17 protein-coding genes and 1 pseudogene are annotated in these 18,270 nt (G+C 73.8%); 13 read left to right on the forward strand and 5 right to left on the reverse strand.

Annotated elements, in window-relative coordinates:
• Positions 1-30: 30 nt before the first annotated feature.
• On the reverse strand, positions 31-270 hold the full coding sequence (locus tag DRB89_RS19020; protein ID WP_112449733.1) for a chaplin: 240 nt from the start codon (positions 268-270) through the stop codon (positions 31-33).
• Between the two features lie 470 nt (positions 271-740).
• Here DRB89_RS19020 and sigK point away from each other — a divergent pair, with 470 nt between their 5' ends.
• From sigK to DRB89_RS19035, 3 genes are all read left to right on the forward strand, one after another.
• Entirely contained in the window at positions 741-1,265 is a 525-nt protein-coding gene (sigK, locus tag DRB89_RS19025; RefSeq protein WP_239516813.1) for an ECF RNA polymerase sigma factor SigK, read from the forward strand.
• Positions 1,262-2,008, forward strand: a complete 747-nt coding sequence (locus DRB89_RS19030; protein WP_112449731.1) for an anti-sigma factor — start codon at positions 1,262-1,264, stop codon at positions 2,006-2,008. The genes sigK and DRB89_RS19030 overlap by 4 nt, the downstream gene beginning before the upstream one ends.
• A gap of 160 nt (positions 2,009-2,168) precedes the next feature.
• Positions 2,169-3,812 (forward strand): AMP-binding protein, encoded by a 1,644-nt coding sequence (locus DRB89_RS19035; RefSeq protein WP_112449730.1) that lies wholly within the window; start codon positions 2,169-2,171, stop codon positions 3,810-3,812.
• A gap of 184 nt (positions 3,813-3,996) precedes the next feature.
• Here DRB89_RS19035 and DRB89_RS19040 read toward each other — a convergent pair whose 3' ends face one another.
• Entirely contained in the window at positions 3,997-4,671 is a 675-nt protein-coding gene (locus tag DRB89_RS19040; RefSeq protein WP_112449729.1) for a PepSY domain-containing protein, read from the reverse strand.
• Positions 4,672-4,803: 132 nt separating this feature from the next.
• Between DRB89_RS19040 and DRB89_RS19045 the strand changes: the two genes are divergently transcribed.
• Positions 4,804-5,481, forward strand: coding sequence for a response regulator transcription factor (locus DRB89_RS19045; protein ID WP_112449728.1), 678 nt, complete (start codon positions 4,804-4,806; stop codon positions 5,479-5,481).
• Between the two features lie 124 nt (positions 5,482-5,605).
• Positions 5,606-6,952 (forward strand): HAMP domain-containing sensor histidine kinase, encoded by a 1,347-nt coding sequence (locus DRB89_RS19050; RefSeq protein ID WP_112463872.1) that lies wholly within the window; start codon positions 5,606-5,608, stop codon positions 6,950-6,952.
• A 59-nt stretch (positions 6,953-7,011) separates the two neighbouring features.
• Here the strand turns inward: DRB89_RS19050 and DRB89_RS44650 are convergent, their stop codons facing one another.
• Positions 7,012-7,743: a 5'-nucleotidase gene (locus DRB89_RS44650; RefSeq protein ID WP_239516224.1), complete on the reverse strand. Its 732-nt coding sequence runs from the start codon at positions 7,741-7,743 to the stop codon at positions 7,012-7,014.
• Between the two features lie 149 nt (positions 7,744-7,892).
• A pseudogene (locus DRB89_RS46345) lies at positions 7,893-8,477 on the reverse strand (bifunctional metallophosphatase/5'-nucleotidase); the annotation flags it as partial.
• A gap of 547 nt (positions 8,478-9,024) precedes the next feature.
• Here DRB89_RS46345 and DRB89_RS19060 point away from each other — a divergent pair.
• The 8 genes from DRB89_RS19060 (at position 9,025) to DRB89_RS19095 (ending at position 16,845) form a co-directional block, all read left to right on the forward strand.
• Positions 9,025-9,222, forward strand: a complete 198-nt coding sequence (locus DRB89_RS19060) for an Arc family DNA-binding protein (RefSeq protein WP_112463354.1) — start codon at positions 9,025-9,027, stop codon at positions 9,220-9,222.
• Positions 9,223-9,287: 65 nt separating this feature from the next.
• A complete protein-coding gene (locus DRB89_RS19065; RefSeq protein ID WP_275435583.1) occupies positions 9,288-9,452 on the forward strand; it encodes a hypothetical protein in 165 nt (54 codons plus the stop codon).
• A 4-nt stretch (positions 9,453-9,456) separates the two neighbouring features.
• Positions 9,457-10,641 (forward strand): energy-coupling factor transporter transmembrane component T, encoded by a 1,185-nt coding sequence (locus tag DRB89_RS19070; protein ID WP_112450610.1) that lies wholly within the window; start codon positions 9,457-9,459, stop codon positions 10,639-10,641.
• Positions 10,638-12,296: an ABC transporter ATP-binding protein gene (locus tag DRB89_RS19075; protein ID WP_112450611.1), complete on the forward strand. Its 1,659-nt coding sequence runs from the start codon at positions 10,638-10,640 to the stop codon at positions 12,294-12,296. Before DRB89_RS19070 ends, DRB89_RS19075 begins: the two co-directional genes overlap by 4 nt.
• Positions 12,293-13,147, forward strand: a complete 855-nt coding sequence (locus tag DRB89_RS19080; protein WP_112450612.1) for an ECF transporter S component — start codon at positions 12,293-12,295, stop codon at positions 13,145-13,147. The genes DRB89_RS19075 and DRB89_RS19080 overlap by 4 nt, the downstream gene beginning before the upstream one ends.
• Positions 13,148-13,190: 43 nt before the next feature.
• Complete coding sequence (locus tag DRB89_RS19085; protein WP_112450613.1) at positions 13,191-13,928, forward strand: class I SAM-dependent methyltransferase; 738 nt, start codon at positions 13,191-13,193, stop codon at positions 13,926-13,928.
• A 108-nt stretch (positions 13,929-14,036) separates the two neighbouring features.
• Positions 14,037-14,984 (forward strand): nitrilase-related carbon-nitrogen hydrolase, encoded by a 948-nt coding sequence (locus tag DRB89_RS19090; protein WP_112450614.1) that lies wholly within the window; start codon positions 14,037-14,039, stop codon positions 14,982-14,984.
• 199 nt (positions 14,985-15,183) lie between these two features.
• Positions 15,184-16,845 carry a BCCT family transporter gene (locus DRB89_RS19095; protein WP_112450615.1) on the forward strand — a complete coding sequence of 554 codons (1,662 nt, stop codon included), beginning with the start codon at positions 15,184-15,186 and terminating at the stop codon, positions 16,843-16,845.
• Between the two features lie 233 nt (positions 16,846-17,078).
• On the opposite strand, the gene DRB89_RS19100 is transcribed toward DRB89_RS19095, so the two are convergent.
• Complete coding sequence (locus tag DRB89_RS19100) at positions 17,079-18,224, reverse strand: glutamate--cysteine ligase (RefSeq protein ID WP_204358149.1); 1,146 nt, start codon at positions 18,222-18,224, stop codon at positions 17,079-17,081.
• Positions 18,225-18,270: the final 46 nt, after the last annotated feature.

Genomic DNA, 18,270 nt, shown 5'->3' on the forward strand with positions numbered 1-18,270 from the left:
CGGGCCGGAGTCCGGCGTCGCGCCGATCGGTCAGGCGTTCACGCAGGTGTTGCCGAACGCGGGGTTGAGCAGCCCGATGACGCTGACCGAGTTCCCGCACGCGTTGATCGGGATGTGGATGGGGATCTGGATCAGGTTGCCCGAGCCGACCCCCGGGGAGTAGGCGGCGACACCCTGGGCGCCCGCGTCGGCCGAGGCCGTCGAGGCCCCGCCGACGAGCAGGGCGCCCGAGGCGAGGGCGAGCGCGGCACTCTTGAGAACACGCGACATGACAGATCTCCTTGCTGCACGGCGGCGGCCGGCTCCGGGTTGGACCCGGAGCCCGCCCGCGGTCCCTGGAGCGGGCCCGCGGCTCTCATTCGCCCCGCCCGCGGCGGCGGTTTGGTCCCGGGGCCGCGGTTCCCCCGAACGGATTCCTTTTCGGTTGTGCCGCGGCCAATCCGAACGGCGTCCGGCTCCGAAGAAGGGGCGAGACAGCAAGGAATCGGTGCCACCGGTTCCCCGGCCGACGGGGCCTGGCACGCCTGCCACGAAGGATCGTTCATGCGATGGATGGACCGGCGAGAACCGCTCTCGGCCCCGGCGTGCGCGCCCGGGCCCGCCCCCGCACGGGGGCAGCTCAGGTGAACCCCGAGAAGGTGCGCTTCGGCGGTCCCGGACCCGGTCCCGGACCCGGACCGGGCACCGGGACGGGCGCCGGCGCCGGTCCCGCATCGGCCAGGGCCGAACTGGCGGGGTTGATGGCGCGCGTCGCGCAGGGGGACCAGGACGCCTTCTCCGCGCTGTACGACGCCGTGGCGGGAACCGTCTTCGGCATCGCGGTCAAGGTGGTGCGCGACCGCGCGCAGTCGGAGGAGGTCGCCCAGGAAGTGATGATCGACGTGTGGCGCCAGGCCGCGCGGTTCCGCCCCGACCAGGGCAGCGTCATGACGTGGGTGGCCACGATCGCGCACCGCCGCGCGGTCGACCGGGTCCGCTCCGCCCAAGCCTCGGCCAACCGCGAGCACGAAGCCGGAGTGCGCGAACAGGGCCGGCCCTTCGACGAGGTGAGCGAGCAGGTGGAGACCCGCCTGGAGCGAGACCAGGTCAAGCGCTGTCTGCGCGGGCTGACCGAGCTCCAGCGCCAGGCCGTCACCCTCGCCTACTACCAGGGGCTGACCTACCGCGAGGTCGCCGAGACCCTCCAGACCCCTCTTCCCACGATCAAGACCCGGATGCGCGACGGACTGATCCGCCTGCGCGACTGCATGGGGGTGACCACTTGAAGCACGAAGACGAACTGCACACCCTCACCGCGGCCTACGTACTCGACGCGCTCGGCCCGGCCGAACACGAGGCCTTCGCACGGCACTTGGTGCGCTGCGCGCCGTGTTCCGGGGACGTCGCCGGATTCTCCGCCACGGCCGGCAGGCTGGCCGGCGCCGTCGCCCTCGCGCCCCCGCCGCACATGAAGGCCGCCGTTCTCGCCCGCATCGAGACGGTCCGCCGCCTTCCCCCGAGGGTCGGCGTCCGCCGGGCGGCCGGGTTCCTCGACCGCCTCCCGCGCAAGGCCGGCGCGTTCGTGGTCGCCGCGTCCCTCGTCGGGGCCGCCGTCCTCGGCGGCGCGGCGCTCCGGCAGGCCGGGGAGGCGGACCGGGCCCGCCTGGACGCCCGGCAGGCCGTCGCGCGGAGCCAGGAGCTGCGGGCCGTGGTCACGGCTCCGGACGCCCGTACCGTCCACGGCCGGACCAGCGGCGGAGCCGCCGCGACCGTGATCACCTCCCCGGCGCGCGACAGGGCCGTGTTCCTCACCGACTGGCTGCCGGCCGCCGGCGCGGGAAGGACGTACCAGCTCTGGCTCGCCGACCGCGGGACGATGCGGCCGGCGGGCTTCCTCACCGGTGACGGTGCCGCCGTGCTGACCGGCGGCCTCGGGTCGGCCACGGCGGTCGGCCTGACCCTGGAGCCCACCGGGGGCTCACCGAGGCCGACCACCAGCCCGCTGGTCCTGCTCGCCCTCCCGGCGTAGGCGGCTCGCCGGGCCCGAGGCGAGTGGCCGGGGCCGGCCGGATCGGCGCGGGACCCGTCGGCCGCGCCGGGGTCTGGCCCCAGGCCCGGCCCGAGGGGATCATGAGGACGCGCCGGGGCGAAGGGGCTCCGGCGCCCGCCACCGAGCCCAGGGGGTCCATGTGCCGTCCGTCGAGTCGAGCTACGCGTCGGGGGCGTGCGAGGTGCCGCTGCTGGGCGACACCATCGGCGAGAACTTCGACCGCACCGTACGCCGGTTCCCCGACCGGGACGCCCTCGTCGAGGCGGCGACCGGGCGCCGGTGGACGTACGCGCGGTTCGCCGCCGACGTCGACGCCCTCGCCCTCGGACTGCTGGACCTGGGCATCGCCAAGGGGGACCGGGTCGGCATCTGGGCGCCCAACCGCGCCGAGTGGACGCTGGTGCAGTACGCCACCGCCAGGATCGGGGCGATCCTCGTCACCGTGAACCCGGCGTACCGCTCCCACGAGCTGGAGTACGTCCTGCGTCAGTCCGGAATCCGGCTGCTGGCGGCCGCGGACCGCTTCAAGACCTCCGACTACGCCGCCATGATCGAGGAGGTCCGGCCGCGCTGCGAGGCGCTGGAGTTCGTGGCCCTGCTGGACGGTCCGCTCTGGAACTCCCTGCTGGAGCGCGGACGGAGCGCCGACCGGGCCGACCTCGTCCGGGCCCAGGCCGCGCTGAGCCCGGACGACCCCGTCAACGTGCAGTACACCTCGGGGACCACCGGCTTCCCGAAGGGCGCGACGCTCTCGCACCACAACATCCTGAACAACGCCTACTTCGTGGGCGAGCTGTGCGGCTACACCGAACTGGACCGGGTCTGCATCCCGGTGCCCTTCTACCACTGCTTCGGCATGGTCATGGGCAACCTCGCCTGTACCAGCCACGGCGCGGCCATGGTCATCCCCGCGCCCGCCTTCGAACCGGGCGCCACCCTGGCAGCCGTCCAGGCGGAGGCCTGCACCTCGCTCTACGGCGTCCCCACCATGTTCATCGCCGAGCTGGCCCACCCGGACTTCGAGTCCTACGACCTCTCCAGCCTGCGCACCGGCATCATGGCGGGCTCGCCCTGCCCGGTCGAGGTGATGAAGGAGGTCATCGACCGGATGGGCATGCGCGAGGTGTCCATCTGCTACGGGATGACGGAGACCTCGCCGGTCTCGACCCAGACCCGCGTGGACGACTCGGTCGAGCGCCGCGTCGCGACCGTGGGCCGAGTCGGCCCGCACCTGGAGGTCAAGGTCGTCGACCCGGCCTCCGGCAGGACCGTCCCGCGCGGCGAGCCGGGCGAGCTGTGCACCCGCGGCTACTCCGTGATGCTCGGCTACTGGGACCAGCCCGAGCGCACCGCGGAGGCCGTCGACGCGGCGCGCTGGATGCACACGGGGGACCTCGCCGTCATGGACGGCGACGGCTACCTGAGCATCACCGGCCGGATCAAGGACATGGTGATCCGGGGCGGCGAGAACCTCTACCCGCGCGAGATCGAGGAGTTCCTGCACGGGCACCCGGACGTCATGGACGTCCAGGTGATCGGCGTGCCCGACCCGAAGTACGGGGAGGAGCTGATGGCGTGGGTACGGATGCGCGAGGGCGCGGAGCCGCTGACCGCGGCGGCCGTCCGCGCGTACTGCGAGGGCCGGCTGGCCCACTTCAAGATCCCGCGCTACGTCCACGTCGTGGAGGAGTTCCCGATGACCGTGACGGGCAAGATCCGCAAGATCGAGATGCGGGAGGCGGCGGCCCGGCTGCTGGCGCCGGACCCGATCGCGGGGTCGTAGCGGCGGGCACCGGGCGTACGCCGACGGGCCCCGCGTCCGGCGCGGTCCGGTGTCCGGTGTTCTCCGGTGTTGTCCGATGTACGGCGTCGTCCGGTGTACGGCGTCGTCCGGTGTACGGCCCGCCGCAGCGGGCCGGACACCGGACATCAGACACCGGACACCTGACGCGAGCGGCCGGCGCCGCTCAGCGGCCCGCCCCGGCGCCCTTCCCCGCGACCGTGTTGCTCGTGACCGCGCCGTCGGCGCCGGCCAGGGTCACGGCGTGCCGGACCCCGTCGGAGCCGAGGACGACCACGCGCCACGCGCTCCCGCCGCCCTCCTGGGCGACCACCCGCAGCGCCTCGGCCTTGCCGCCGGGCACGGCGGCCTCCGCCTTCTCCAGGGCCTGCGCGGCCGGCAGCGCGGGAAGCGGTACGGGCGCCCGGTCGGGCCGGTCCACGACGGTGCCGTCCGGCCCGTCCGGCAGCCCGGGCTTCTCCGCGCCGTCCTTGCGCACGCCGCCCTTCTCGCCCTTGAGCCCGGGCTGACCCGGCTGACCGGGCTTGTCCTGCTTGCCGGGGCGCGCGGGCAGCGGCGCCGTCAGCGCACCGTCCGCCTGCCGCTCGATGTCGTGCCGGTCCCAGACGCGCTCCGCGCGCGTGCGCCGTACGTCGTGCTCGTGGTCCGCCACGGCCGCGGTCGCGGCCCCCGCGACGCCGGCCGCCACGACCACGAGTCCGAGCGCCACCCAACGGGTCCGGCCCTCACGGGCGAACCGGGCGAGCCGGGCACCGCGCCCCGGCGCCTTGTCCGGCTCGGGGGCACTGCCCTCGCCCGGACCCGCCGGGTTCTCGGGCGGCTGGGGACTGGAATCGGTCATCTGGATGCTCCTCGCGTTCTCCGGGCGACGTGCCCGGCTCGGCCGATCCTGCGAGCTCGACGCTGAAGCTCCGCTGAAGCGAGCTGAAGAACCCTTCAGCAAGCAGGCGGCGCGACCTGAGAACCTTGCCCCATGCGCGTACTGGTAGTCGAGGACGAGCGGCGGCTGGCCGCGGCCCTGCAACGGGGTCTGATGGCCGAGGGCTTCACCGTGGACACGGCGCACGACGGTCCGCAAGGCCTGTGGATGGCCGGCGAGCACGACTACGACGCCATCGTGCTCGACATCATGCTGCCCGGCCTCAACGGCTACCGGGTCTGCGCCCGGCTGCGCGCCGCCGGCTGCGAGTCCGGCATCCTCATGCTCACCGCGAAGGACGGCGAGTACGACGAGGCCGAGGCCCTCGACACCGGAGCGGACGACTTCCTCTCCAAGCCGTTCTCCTACGTCGTCCTCGTGGCCCGGCTGCGCGCCCTGATCCGGCGCACCGGCCGCCGCAGCCCGCAGGTCATGGAGTTCGGCGACCTCGTCGTCGACCCGGCCCGCCGCCGCTGTACGCGCGGCGGCGTCGAAGCCCGGCTGACCTCGCGCGAGTTCGCCGTGCTCGTACACCTGGCGAGCCGGGCAGGAGAGGTGGTGCCCAAGCGGGAGATCCTCGAACAGGTCTGGGACGCCGCCTACGAGGGCGACCTCAACGTCGTCGAGGTCCACGTCAGCGCCCTGCGCCGGAAGATAGACGCCCCCTTCGGCCGGGCCGCCGTGGAGACCGTCCGGGGTGCCGGCTACCGGCTGGCGGCCGACGGTGGCTGAGCCGTACGGCGACCAGGACCGCCCCCAGGCCCCGACCCGGTCGCGCGAGGCGGCGTACCGGCTGCGCGAGGCGGCGTACCGGCTGCGCGAGGCGGCGTACCGACTGCGCGAAACCGCGCACCGGCTGCGCCCCAGGTCCGTGCGCGCCCAGGCCACCCTCGGCGCCTCCGCCGTCGTGGCGCTGGCCCTCGGCGCGGCCTCCTTCGCCCTGCTGGGGGCGCTGGAGACCAACCTGACGCGCGGTGCCCAGGCGGATGCCGAGGCCCAGGCCGTCAACATCGCGGCGCTGGTGGCCGCGGGCCGGCTGGACCCCGCACCCGTGCCGGGCCGGGGCACGGACTTCCTGCAGGTCGTCGACGCGCAGGGCCGGGTCCTGGCGGCCAGCCCCAACCTCGCCGGGCGCCCCGCCCTCGCCCCGGCCCCGCCGCGCACGCCCGGCACCGTCCGGGACACCTGGAAGGCAGGGCGGGTGCGCGAGGAACACCGCCAGCGCGTCGTCCAGGTGACCACCGTGACGTCCAAGGGCCTGGTCACCGTCTACGCCGGGACCTCGCTCCGGGACGCCGACACGGCCGACGACACCATCATGGCGGCGCTGTTCATCGCGGTCCCGCTGCTCGTCCTGGTCGTGGCCGCGATCACCTGGCGGGTCACGGGCTGGGCGCTGCGCCCCGTCGAGGCCATCCGCGCCGAGGTCGCCGAGATCGGAGACCGGGAACTGCACCGCCGAGTGCCCGTCCCGCACACCCGCGACGAGGTGGCCCGGCTCGCCGTCACCATGAACGCCACCCTGGACCGGCTGGAGGCCTCCGGCATCCGCCAGCGCCGCTTCATCGCGGACGCCTCCCACGAGCTGCGCAGCCCGATCACCGTGCTGCGCACCCAACTGGAGGTGGCGCAGGCCCACCCGGACCCGGCCCTGTGGGGAGAACTGCTCAGCGGCGCGCTGGAGGACACCGTCCGGCTCCAGGACCTCGCGGCCGACCTGCTCCTGCTGGCCCGCCTCGACACCTCGGAACCGCCGCCCCGCGCCGCCGTCGACCTCACGGAGGTGGTCCTCGAGGCGGTGCGCCCGCGCAAGGGCGACCGGGTGCCGGTACGGGCGGACGTGGCCCCGGGGATCGCGGTGCGCGGCAGCACCCACTGGCTGTCCCGGCTGGTCACCAACCTGCTCGACAACGCGCGGCGGCACGCCGAGGGCCGGGTCGTGCTGGTGCTCGCCGTGGACGAGGTGCGCGGCGAGGCCGTGCTGGAGGTCGTCGACGACGGAGCGGGCATAGCGCCGGCCGACCGCGAGCGCGTCTTCGAACGCTTCACCCGGCTCGACGACGCCCGCGCCCGTGACGAGGGCGGTACCGGCCTGGGCCTGGCCATCGCCCGCGACATCGCCCTGCGGCTGGGCGGCACCCTCACTGTCCGGGACTCCCCGAAGGGCGCCCGCCTGGTGGCCACCCTCCCGCTCGGCCCCTGAGAGCCGGCCCCTGAGAGCCGGCCCGTGGCCCCGGCCCTGAGCGCGGCCCCTGAGCGGGGTCAGCACACCGGCCGGCGGCCCGCGTCCCGGGCGGCCTCCTCCTCCGCCGCGACGGGCGTCGGCAGCTCGGGCACCGGATCGGCCGGCGCCAGTAGCAGGGCCTCCTCCCCGGGGTCGAGGAGGGCCGCGCCCTTCGCGGTCACCCGGCCCGTGGAGACGGCCTCCAGGATGCCGAGGGCCGCGACGTACGCGGGGAAGCTGTCCGTGTCGCGCCGGTGGCGGGCCGGCTCCCGGTACCCGCCGAAAGCCGGGTAGCCGTCCTGCCCGGTCAGCGTGTACGAGGTGGTCACCGCCCGGTACGACGCCTCCGGGCGCAACGCGGCGCCGCCGATGAGGACGTCGCCCGGCGCGACCCGGTCCCCGGCCGGCCCCGCCGCGTCGAAGGAGTAGCGGACGTTGGCCGAGACGGCGAGCGGCGCGTAGGTCAGCACTCCGGCTCCGTCCGGGGCCCACTGCTGCTCCAGGGCGTCGTGGATCTGCCGTCCGCTCACCTCGGCGCTGACCAGCGGGCATCCGTAGCCGACGGCCCGCCACGCCCGCTCGAAGGCGACCGGGTCGTCCAGGGCGGGACCGGCGGGCAGGTCCGTGTTGACGACGCTGCGGCCGACGCGCGGGGCGAGTGCGATGAGCGCCAGGACCGCGCCGGAGCGGGCGGGCCGGGGGCTGGTGTCGAAGGAGTCGGGAGCCTGTCCCGCGGCCCACAGCGCCCAGTCGGCGACGAGGTTGCCCATGGTGGACTCCCCGGCCGGCGAGAGGCGGCGGCTGAAGGAGGCGCGCTGGCGCCCCGCCCCAGGGGGTCCGGGAGCATCATGTTGAAGGCGTGGTGCCAGTGCCCGGTGACGATCGCGTCGATGTCCGGGGAGACGCGCAGCGCCAGTTCGTACGCCGGACCGCTCGGATCCTCGCCGGAGTCGAAGTCGGCGCCCGCCACGGCCCCGTCGTGCATGCTGAGCACGATGGCCCCGACCCCCAGCTCCTTGAGCCGGGCCGCGCAGAGGTTGGCGGAGGCCAGCTCGTCGAGGGTGGCGAGGCCGGGCTGGAAGGAGTTCCCGAGGAACTCGGTGCCGACGGCCGTCAGGTGGATGAAGCCGATGGGCAGGCGCCGCCCGCCCGGGGCGTCGACCCACTCGACGTGGTACGGGGGGAGCACCGTCTCCCCGGTCGCGGCGGACACGGCGTTGGCGCTGTCGTAGCGGAAGTCGGCGCCGTGGAAGAGGGCGCCGCCCGAGTCGGGGAACGTGTTGGTCCGGCCCGCCCCCTCGTAGGGGAGACCCTGCTCCATGTGCCCGCGCAGGAAGCCGGGCGTACGGTCGAACTCGTGGTTGCCGGCCGTGGCGAAGTCCAGTCCGAGCCGGTTCAGGGCCTCGATCGTCGGCTCGTCGGCGAGGGTGAACGCGGGGAACTCCCAGCCGGAGAAGAGGTCGCCCGGAGCGAAGAAGATCGAGTTGGCCCGGCCCTCCCGCAACCGCGCGAGATGGGTTGCCAGGTAGGCGACCCCCGCCGACGGCGTACTTCCTGCCGCCCGCGCCGGTGATGACGGAGTCCCGGGCGGGGGGAGCGCCGAGGTAGCCGTGCAGGTCGGTGATGTGGAGCAGCTGCACCTCGACGTACCCCGCCGCGCTCGCCGCGTCGCGGGCCGCGCCGGTGGCGGCCGCCGCGATGCCGGTGAGGGCTTTGACCCCGGTCGCCCCGGCGGCCCCGGCCCTCCCCCTGCCCGACGAGCACGCCTCCCCCAGCCGCCGCTCAGCCCGCGTCGACCGGCCGCCCCGCCCGCCCACTGGCCCGGTCGTACACCGCGACGGCACCCCCGTATTCACCGGAGACGCCCCGTCCAAGCTCCAGGTCCTAAACGCGGAATTCCACATAGTCGGCCCGACCCGCGGCGCCATCTGCATCCCCTTCGACCGGATCCCCGACGAGGCTACCGTCCTGGTCAACGTCCGGGGCGCCAGCCGTACGCTCAACCCCTACAGCGGCTGGTACCGCGCGGTACCGCGCGGTACCATCGGCGCATGGCCGGTCCCAACGTCAGGTTCACCGAAGAAGAGCTGGACGCCCTGCGCGAGCGCGCGGAGGCTGCAGGCCGCAGCATGCAGTCGTTCGCGCACGAGGCGGTGATGAGAGCCGTAAACGAGCACTCCCGGCTGTTCGACGAAGCGGCCGAGCACGTCCTGAAGGCCAGCGGTGAGCTGAACCGGAGGCTTGGCTGACCCGCTACCTGCCCTTGCCCGAGGTGCTGAACCTGCCGGCGCCTCCCGCGTCCAGCGCGCCTGCGGTGGCGGCTCCCGCCACCGGACCCCAGGTCGTGGACGCCGCACCCGCCGCCGACGCCCCGTACGACATCGGCTCGTACCTGCCCGCCGTCGCCACCGGGGCACTGATGCTCCTGATCGGTGCCGCCGCCGTGTTCGCCGCCAAGCGCCGCCGCCGTACGGAGTAATCGCGTGTCACGTACCACCGCGCTCGCGGCGGGGCCGCCCGCGTCCGGCCTCGCGCCGGACGCGGGGGGCCGCCGTCTGCCCCGCACCCTGCACCCCGTCGCCTGGTGGATCTGGGCCCTCTCCCTCGCCACCGCGGTCAGCCGCACCAACAACCCGCTGCTGCTCTTCCTCGTCCTCTCGGTCCTCGGCTACGTCATCACCATGCGCCGCACCGAGGCCCCCTGGGCCCGCGGCTTCAAGTACTACCTCTACCTGGCGCTGACCGTCGTCGCGATCCGGGTGCTCTTCAGGGCCGTCTTCGCCACCGGCATCACCCCCCGCGACCACTTCCTCTTCTCCCTCCCCCACATCCCGACGCCCGACTGGTACGCGGGCATCCAACTCGGCGGCCCCGTCTCCCTGGAGGCACTGCTGTCCGCCGCCACGGACGGGCTGCGGCTCGCCTGCATGCTGTGCTGCATCGGCGCCGCCAACACCCTCGCCAACCCCAAGCGGGCCCTGCGGATCCTGCCCGGAGCCCTCTACGAACTGGGCGTCGCCGTCACCGTGTCCATCAGCGTCGCCCCCCAACTCGTGCAGAGCGTCCAGCGGGTGCACCGGGCCAAGCGGCTGCGCGCCGGCCGCTCCAAGGGGCTCCGGGCCCTGCGCGGCATCGTCGTACCGGTCCTCGAAGACGCCCTGGAGCGGTCCCTGCGGCTCGCCGCGGCCATGGACTCCCGCGGCTACGGGCGGGCCGGCACCGCCACCCGCCGCTCCAGGCGCCTGACCGGCGCCCTCATGCTCCTGGGCATGTGCGGACTGTGCGCCGGGGCCTACGGACTCCTCGACGCCACCGCCCCGAAGCTGCTGGGCCTGCCCGCGATGGGCGCGGGCGCCCTGCTGTGCTTCGCCGGTCTGCGCCTCGGCGGCCGCCGGATCACCCGGACCAGCTACCGGCCCGACCCCTGGCGTGCGGCCGAGTGGGCCGTCGCCTCCTGCGGAGTCCTGTCGGCCGTCCTGCTCTTCGCCAACGCCGGCTTCGACGCCGCCGAGTTGAACCCGTCCATCCATCCGCTCAGCTGGCCCACCCTGCCGCTCGTCCCGGCCGTCGCGATCCTGCTCGCCGGGGCCGCCGGCTTCCTGGCCCCGCCGCCGGCCCCGCCCGCGCGGCCGGCCGTCCCCGCACAGCGCACCGAGGAACCCAAGTGATCACCTTCGACCAGGTCACCGTCCAGTACGAGGACACGGCCGATCCGGTTTTGCGCGATGTGGACCTGACCGTGGAGGAGGGCGAACTCTGCCTCGTCGTCGGCCACACCGGCGTCGGCAAGTCCACCCTCCTCGGCGCCGTCAACGGCCTCGTTCCGCACTTCACCGGCGGCACCCTGCACGGCCGCGTCCTCGTCGACGGCCGCGACACCTCCGCGCACCCGCCGCGCGAACTCGCCGACGTGGTGGGCGTGGTGGGGCAGGACCCGCTCGACGGGTTCGTCACCGACACCGTCGAGGAGGAACTCGCCTACGCCATGGAGCAGTTGGCGGTCCCCCCGGCCACCATGCGCAAGCGCGTCGAGGAGACCCTCGACCTCCTCGGCCTCGCCGACCTGCGCCACCGCGCCCTGCACGAGCTCTCCGGCGGTCAGCAGCAGCGCGTCGCGATCGGCTCCGTCCTCACCGCCCATCCCCGGGTGCTCGTGCTCGACGAGCCGACGTCCGCCCTGGACCCGACGGCCGCCGAGGAGGTCCTGGCCGCCGTCACCCGCCTCGTCCACGACCTCGGCGTCACCGTGCTGCTCGCCGAACACCGCCTGGAGCGCGTGGTCCAGTACGCCGACCGCGTCATCCACCTCCCGGGCAACGGCCGCGTCGTGTCCGGCCCGCCCGCCGAGATCTTCCGCACGTCCTCCATCGCCCCGCCCATCGTGGAGCTCGGCCGCGCCGCGGGCTGGTCCCCGCTCCCGCTGTCGATCCGCGACGCCCGCCGGTCGGCGGCTCCGCTGCGCACCCGGCTGGCCGGCACCGTTCCCCCGCCGGTACGGCCCGCGCCGGCGGCCCCGGACCGCCCCGGGCTGCTTGCCGCGCGCGGCATCACCGTCGCCTACCACGGGGTGCCGGCCGTACGCGAGGTCGACCTGACCCTGCACGGGGGCGAGGTCACCGCGCTCATGGGCCGCAACGGATCCGGCAAGTCCTCCCTGCTCTGGGCGCTCCAGGGATCGGGACCGCGCAAGGCGGGCTCGGTGGCCGTCTCGGCGCCGGGCGCCCCGGGGCCGCGGGATCCCCGCAAGCTCTCCGCCGCCGAGGCCCGCCGGCTCGTCGGGCTCGTCCCCCAGACCCCGACCGACCTCCTCTACCTGGAGTCCGTCAAGCAGGAGCTCGACCAGGCGGATGCCGAGTCCGGCGTCGACGGGGACGGGATCCGGGCCCGCGCCGTCCTGGACCGGCTGGCACCGGGCATCCCCGACACCACCCATCCCCGGGACCTCTCCGAGGGCCAGAAGCTCGCCCTCGTGCTCGCCATCCAACTGACCGCGGCCCCCCGGGTGCTGCTCTTGGACGAGCCCACCCGCGGCCTCGACTACCGCGCCAAGAGCGAGCTGATCCGCATCGTCGACGACCTGGCCGCCGAGGGCCGGGCGGTCGTGATCTCCACCCACGACGTGGAGTTCGTCGCCCGCGCCGCGGACCGGGTCGTCGTCATGGCGGAGGGGGACGTCGTCGCCGACGGCCCGACGGCCGAGGTCATCGTCGCCTCCCCCGTGTTCGCCCCCCAGGCGGCCAAGATCCTCGCTCCGCTCCCCTACCTCACGGTCGCCCAGGTGGCCGCCACCCTCCCCGACCACGAGACGGGCCCGGACTCATGAGCGCCGCCACACGCACCGCCGCCATCCGGATCAACGCGCGGGCCGGGATCGTCATCGCGATGGCCGCCTTCCTCGGCATCGTCGCGTTCTTCTGGCCCTTCCTCGTCGCTCCGGGGAAGTTCGGCTCGAGCTACGCCCCGCCGCTGATCTTCGGCGTCCTGCTGGTCATCGTGCTCTGCGTGGTGATCTCCGAGATCGCCGAGGGCGGCATCAGCTCCAAGGCCCTCGCCATGCTCGGCGTCCTGTCCGCCGTCAACGCCGCCATCCGGCCCCTCGGCGCGGGCACCGCGGGCATCGAGACCGTCTTCTTCATCCTCGTCCTGGCCGGACGCGTCTACGGCCCCGGCTTCGGCTTCACCCTCGGCTGCTCCTCGCTGTTCGCCTCCGCGCTCATCACCGGCGGGGTCGGGCCCTGGATGCCGTACCAGATGTTCGGCTGCGCCTTCGTCGGCATGCTCGCCGGCTTCCTCCCGAAGACCTCGGGACGCAAGGAGGTCGCGATGCTCGCGGTCTACGGCTCGGTCTCGGGCTACCTCTTCGGCTTCCTGCTCAACCTGTCCTTCTGGCCGTTCTCCCTCGACCCCAACAGCTCCATCGCCTACCTCCCCGGGCTGCCGTTCACCGAGCAGTTCCAGCGCTACCTCGCCTTCGACCTGGCCACCTCCCTCGGCTGGGACACCGGCCGGGCCGTCACCAACTTCGTCTGCATCTGCCTGGCCGGCCCGGCCGTCCTCACCGTCTTCCGCCGGGCCGCCCGCAAGGCCCGCTTCCAGGCCCCGGTCCGCTTCGCGCCGCACGCGCTCCCGGCCGGGCACACGGCCCCGGAGCGGCCCGGGCCCCGAAGGGGGTAAATGCGTCGACAGCGCCGCCCGGCACTCGGCAGAGTGGTCGCCCGTGACGACCAGTGAGCTGTGGACGCGTGCGACCGCCGAACGCTACGACGCCGAGGAGACCGCGATGTCCTCGGCCGCCGTCCTCGGGCCGACCCTCGACTTCCTCGCCGAACTCGCCGGAGACGGCCGGGCGCTGGAGTTCGCCATCGGGACCGGACGCGTGGGCGTCCCGCTCCGGGAGCGCGGTGTTCCGGTGGCGGGCATCGAGCTGTCCGAGCACATGGCGGCGGTGCTCCGGCGCAAGACCGACGGGAGCACCCTTCCGGTGACCGTCGGGGACATGGCCACCACCACGGTCCCCGGCGGGTTCGCCCTGGTCTACCTCGTCTACAACACCATCACGAACCTGCTCACGCAGGACGAGCAGGTCGAGTGCTTCCGCAACGCCGCACGCCATCTGCTGCCCGGCGGCCGGTTCGTCATCGAACTGGGCGTACCCCCGCTGCGGTTCCTGCCGCCCGGCCAGGTCGCGGTGCCGTTCGACGTCTCGGCGGGGCACGTCGGCTTCGACACCTTCGACCTGGTCGAGCAGATCCTCGTCTCGCACCACCTCACCCGCGACGACGACGGCCGCTACCGGCGCGACGACTCCCGGCACCGGTACGCCTGGCCGGCGGAGCTCGACCTGATGGCAAAGATCGCCGGGCTCGAGCTGGAGCGCCGCGTCGCCGACTGGGACGGCGCGCCGTTCACCCAGGACTCGGCGAAGCACGTCTCGGTCTGGCGCAAGCCGGCCTGAGGCCGATCACCCCTTGACTGGTCCTTTGCCGTACCGCATCCTGACTGAAATTTCAGTCAATACATTCAGTCAATCCATCGCGCCACCGACCGAAGGCTGCCTTCCCCCATGACCTCGTACGCCCTGCTGACCTCGTACGGCTCCCCGCTCGGCTCGCCGGGCCGCACCCAGCCCGCCGAACGCGAACCCCTGCGCGTCGGACTCGTCCAGATGCGCTGGTACGCCGACCAGAACGAGCACGACGACCGGCTGCGCGAGGGCGTCGCCCTGGCCGCCTCGCAGGGCGCCACGGTGGTCTGCCTGCCCGAGCTGACGCGCAGCCCCTACTTCTGCAACACCGACGACCCCATGGCCGACGGCGCCGCCCGCCACCTGGAGGACGTCGAGACCGGCCCCACCGTCGGACTCGCCGCCGAGCTCGCCACGAACCTGGGCATCACCGTGCACGCCTCCCTCTACGAGCGGGCCGAGGACGGCGGCCTCGGCTACAACACCGCCGTGTGCGTGGACGCCGACGGCAAGCTCATCGCCCGGACCCGCAAGAACCACATCCCGGCCTTCCCCGGCTACCGCGAGGACCTGTGCTTCCGCCCCGGCGACAGCGGCTTCCCCGTCGTCGCCCACGCCGGGGCCCGCTTCGGCTTCCCCACCTGCTGGGACGAGTGGTTCCCCGAGCTGGCCCGCGCCTACTCCCTGGCCGGCGCCGACATCCTCGTACACCCCACCGCGATCGGCTCCGAGGTCGACCTGCCGGACTTCGACACCCGGCCCATGTGGGAGCAAGCGATCAGCGCCAACGGCCTCGCCAACGCGCTCTTCATGATCGTCCCCAACCGGGTCGGCACCGAGAGCCGCTCCACCTTCTACGGCTCCTCCTTCATCTCCGACCCCTACGGCCGGGTCGTGCTGCGCGCCCCGCGCGACACGCCCGCCGTCCTCGTCGCCGACCTCGACCTCGACCAGCGCCGCGACTGGCTGGAGTTCGGCCTGATGCGCACCCGCCGCCCCGAGCTGTACGGCGCGCTCACCGAGCGGCCGGCCGCGCGGGGCCTCTGAGGCCGGGAGCGGCTCCCGGGATCTCCGCAGGACCTCCGCCGGGACGGGCGAGGACGTGCCGGAGATCCCGCCGGACCCACGCCCGCCGCGTGAAGACCTTGCCGCCTACGGCCTTTATCAGCCGATATGGGATTGAATACGCGGTACGTGACATTCGGTCACTCCACGCGTTTCCCGTCCTTCGGCGAAGGGGGCTTCGTTGCCGTCCGATCAACGTTCCCGCACGGACAAGGTCGTCTTCGGGGTCACCGCGGGCCTGACCCTCGCCTTCGTGCTGTGGGGCGCGGTGGCGACGGATTCGCTGGAGAGCGTGTCGAGCAGCCTGCTCAAAGGGCTGATCCACAACGGCGGCTGGGCCTTCATGCTCGCCGCCAGCGCCTTCGTCGTCTTCGCCCTCTGGCTGGCGATCAGCCGCTACGGCCGGATCCGCCTCGGCCGTGAGGACGAGCCGCCGGAGTTCCGCACCGTCTCCTGGGTCGCCATGATGTTCAGCGCGGGCATGGGCATCGGGCTCATGTTCTACGGTGTGAGCGAGCCCCTGGCGCACTACGGGACGCCCCCGCCCGGCACCCACCCGGTCGACTCCGCCGAGCGGATGCAGACCTCGATGGCCACCACCCTGTTCCACTGGACGCTCCACCCGTGGGCGATCTACGCCGTCGTCGGGCTCGCCATCGCCTACAGCACGTTCCGCCGCGACCGACGCCAGACGATCAGCGCGGTGTTCGAGCCGCTCATCGGCGCCCGCCACGCCCACGGCGCGGCCGGCCGGGTCATCGACATCCTGGCGATCTTCGCCACGCTCTTCGGCTCCGCCGCGTCACTCGGCCTGGGCGCCCTCCAGATCGGCAGCGGGTTCCGTGAGCTGGGATGGCTGGAGACGGTCAGCACCGCGCTCCTCGTCGCCGTCATCGCCGTCCTGACCGTCGCCTTCGTCGCCTCCGCGGTCTCCGGCGTGGAACGCGGCATCCAGTGGCTGTCGAACATCAACATGGTGCTCGCCCTCGTGCTCGTCGTGTTCGTGTTCATCGCCGGGCCGACCGTCATCGTGCTCGACCTCCTGCCCACGTCCCTGGGCGCCTACCTCGGCGACCTCCCCCAGCTCATCGGCCGCACCGAGGCCACCGGCGCCGGCGAGGTCGCCGACTGGCTGGGCAGCTGGACGGTCTTCTACTGGGCCTGGTGGATCTCCTGGACGCCGTTCGTCGGCATGTTCATCGCCCGGATCAGCCGCGGCCGCACCATCCGGCAGTTCATCGGCGGCGTCATCCTCGTACCGAGCACGGTCAGCCTGCTGTGGTTCGCCGTCTTCGGCGGCACGGCGATGAAGCTCCGGGAGAGCGGCGCCCTCGGCGGGGAGAGCACCCCGGAAGGACAGCTCTTCGGGCTGCTCCAGCAGTTCCCCATCGCCACCGCCATGAGCCTGCTGGTCATGGTCCTCGTCGCCATCTTCTTCGTCTCCGGCGCCGACGCCGCCTCCATCGTGATGGGCACGCTCTCGCAGAAGGGCGTCCTCGAACCCTCCCGGCTCGTGGTCGTCTTCTGGGGCGTGGTCACCGGCGCCGTCGCGGCCGTCATGCTGCTCATCGGCAACGGCAAGGGCGACGCGCTCGCCGGACTGCAGAACCTGACGGTCCTCGTGGCGGCACCGTTCACCGTGGTCATGATCGGCATGTGCGCGGCACTCATGCGCGACCTGCGGCAGGATCCGCTCATCATCCGGGACGAACAGGGCGAGGAAGCCGTCGCCGTCGCGGTGGCCGCCGGGCACGAGGAGTACGGCGGCGACTTCGAGATCCGCATCGGCCCGTCGAGCGACCCGGAGGCGAACGCCGCGCGGCCAGGCCCTCCCGTCCCCTAGTGGTGCGGCCGGCGAGGTTTGCCGGGTCGCGGCGTCCGGTGCGGTGCATCTCCCCCAGCTACCGCTGGGAGGGGCCCCCGGACGGAGGGCCACGCCTCGTACTGGACGTACCGGTGTGGTCCGACACCGCGGCGAGGTGCCGTGCCGGGCGCCGCGACCCGGTGGACCTTTCCGGTCACAGCACTAGTGGTGCGGCCGGCGAGGTTTGCCGGCCGGAGCGGAGCCGAGTGCGGTCAGCTCGCGGCCGGCCGCGGCGGGACGGCGGCGCCGGCGGTGATCTCCGCGCAGCGGGTCGCCACGGCACCGAGGGTGCCCTCCGTACGCAGCAGCCCGCGCTGGACGCGCGCCCCGTTGCCCCGCTCCAGGAGGCGGGCGATGCCCTCCCGGACGCGTTCCTCGTCGCCGTGGTCGGCCAGGGCTTCGCGCACGTGGGCGTGGAGCGCCTCGACGGCCCCCGCGGGCGACGTCTCGCGCATCGTCCCGGGGTCGATGAGCGGGCCGTCCAGCCCCGAGCGGCCGGCGCGCCAGGCCGCGAGCCGCAGCAGTCCCGTGCCGATCCTGGCCGGCGGCTGTCCGTCCCGCCAGGCACGGGCGGCGGTCTCGACCAGGCCGCGCACCAGGGCCGCCAGGAGGACGGGGGTCGACGCCTCCAGGCAGACGTCCGCGACCCTGACCTCCACCGTCGGGTAGGCGGCGGACAGCCGGGCGTCGAAGTACACCATCCCCGCGTCGCGCAGCACGCCGGTGTCGAGCATGGCGCGCACCTGCTCGTGGTAGCGGTCGGCGGACCCGAAGACGTCCGTGGGCCCGGCCGACGGCAACCGGTTCCACACCCGGCTGCGGTAGCTGCCGTACCCGCTGTCCTCGCCCTGCCAGAACGGCGAGTTCGCGCTCATCGCGGTCAGGACGGGCAGCCACGGACGGATCCGGTCCAGGACCGCGACGCCCTCCTCGTCCGACTCGACCGACACGTGGACGTGGCAGCCGCAGGTCAGCTGCTCCTGCGCGGTCAGGCCGAACTGCTCGCCGACCCATTCGTACCGCTTGCCCGTGCTCAGCGAGGGCCGTACGGGCAGCGGGGAGGTGCCGAGGGCCGCGACCAGCGCCCCGGCGGACGCGGCGTGCCGGGCGGCCGCCGCCCGGCTGCGGGTGATCTCCTCCAGGAGCTCGCCCATCTCCGCCACGGGTCTGGTGGCGAACTCCAGCTGCTCCTTCTGCAGTTCCTTCTCGAAGGTGTGCCCCGGCGGTTCGCCGCCCCGCGGCCGCTCTCCGGCCGCCGACCGGTCCGCGGCCGCCAGTACGGCCCCCGACAGGGCCAGCGGCTCGCCGCTGTCGGCGTCCACCAGCAACAGCTCCTCTTCCACGCCCACGGTTCGCATGCCGCCGCCCATCGGTTCGCCGTCTCCATCGCCCCGCGCCTGCCCT

This window comes from Streptomyces sp. ICC4, from assembly GCF_003287915.1.
Lineage (GTDB): Bacteria > Actinomycetota > Actinomycetes > Streptomycetales > Streptomycetaceae > Streptomyces > Streptomyces tritrimontium.